Source organism: uncultured Agitococcus sp. (genome assembly GCF_937920075.1).
Taxonomy (GTDB): domain Bacteria; phylum Pseudomonadota; class Gammaproteobacteria; order Pseudomonadales; family Moraxellaceae; genus Agitococcus.
Window position 1 is genome coordinate 1 of the sequence record NZ_CALETI010000086.1, and the last position, 1343, is coordinate 1343.

The window sequence follows — 1343 nt, forward strand, 5'->3', positions numbered from 1 at the left end:
TTCCGATCTTAATAACATCCCTGCAATACTTAAATTGTCAGGTGTTTCCCCCCATAATAGCCATGCCCATATTCCTGCAAAAATAATCGCTAAATAATTTGCTGGGCCAATTTTTCCTGCGGGTGCATAACCATAGGCTTTTGATAGACAGACTTGGCTTAATGTGGCTAATGTGCCTGCACCGATCAAATAAAAAAGCTCTTGGCTGTTTAAAATACGCCAATGCCAAAACATCGGCACAGCAGATACCATCGTACTAATCAAGCAAAAATAAAACACAATACGTGTCGCTGGTTCAGTTTTGGTTAGAGCACGAACAGTAACAAATGCCATAGACGCTAATAGGCTGGAGCTTAAGCCAACCAAACTTAACCAATTAAACATGGCGTCACTGGGTTTGGCGACCAATAACACACCAATTAATCCAATCAAAGCGGCTAATAACATCAAACCGCTAATGCGTTCTTTTAAAAATAGCCATGCGACTAAAGGAATAAAAACGGGTGAAGAATAGGTAAAAACCATCGCATTCGATAAGGGCAAATGCGCAATGGCATAAAAAAAGCCATACATGGCAGTTAAACCTACCAAGGCACGCCACAAATGCATCCAAATTTTGTCAGTGATAAAAAAGGCTTTACCTTGACTAAGGGCAAAGGGCAGCAATAGCAATGTACCTGTTAAATTACGCATAAACACAACAGTCGCGTTATCAACAGTATGAGAAGCAAAACGAATAAATACGCCCATGGAGGCAAATAAAAAGGCTGATAAGCTTAATAAAGCTAAACCTTTGAGCAAGTGAGATTGGGGCATAGAAGCCTAAAAATAGAGGTGAGAAAGTGGTGATTGTAATGGATTTTTAAGAGGAGGTGAGATAAAAGAAAAGCATCCTTGCTTGTTGCTTCCTACAATAATTCACGCACAGAGAAGTTACTAATCCCTTGTTGCTCTGTTAAGTTAATCGCTCCATGTAATACTGAATCGGCTTTGACTGGCCCTAAAACATCACACAACGCCACATAAACCAAGTTTAAGCAACGACGCATCACTTTTGTTTCCATATAAAATGAACTTGGCAATGCGTAGCCTTGACTAAAAAACGCTTTTAAGTCACGCAAAATCACACCATTTAGCTTAAGGCTATCGAGTTGCTGAGTGGTTAATAAACGCACTTTTTGCTCATGGTCATGATTTAAGACGGTTAAAATGTTGGTTAATAGCTGCTCAAAACAAGCCGTTGCCCCTTGGGTTAAAACAGGATTTACTGGCACTTTTTCCGGCTCATTTTGTGCTGTTGAGCTATTTGAACTATTTAATGCCAAGAATAACGCTTGTAAAAT

General features: G+C 39.6%; 2 protein-coding genes. Both read right to left on the bottom strand.

Annotated features, from left to right (window positions below):
• Window positions 1-816 (bottom strand): DMT family transporter (locus Q0212_RS03210; protein ID WP_297922124.1); only part of this gene is annotated, 816 nt, incomplete at its 3' end.
• A gap of 92 nt (window positions 817-908) precedes the next feature.
• On the bottom strand, window positions 909-1343 hold a 435-nt coding region (locus Q0212_RS03215), incomplete at its 5' end, for a hypothetical protein (protein WP_297922127.1).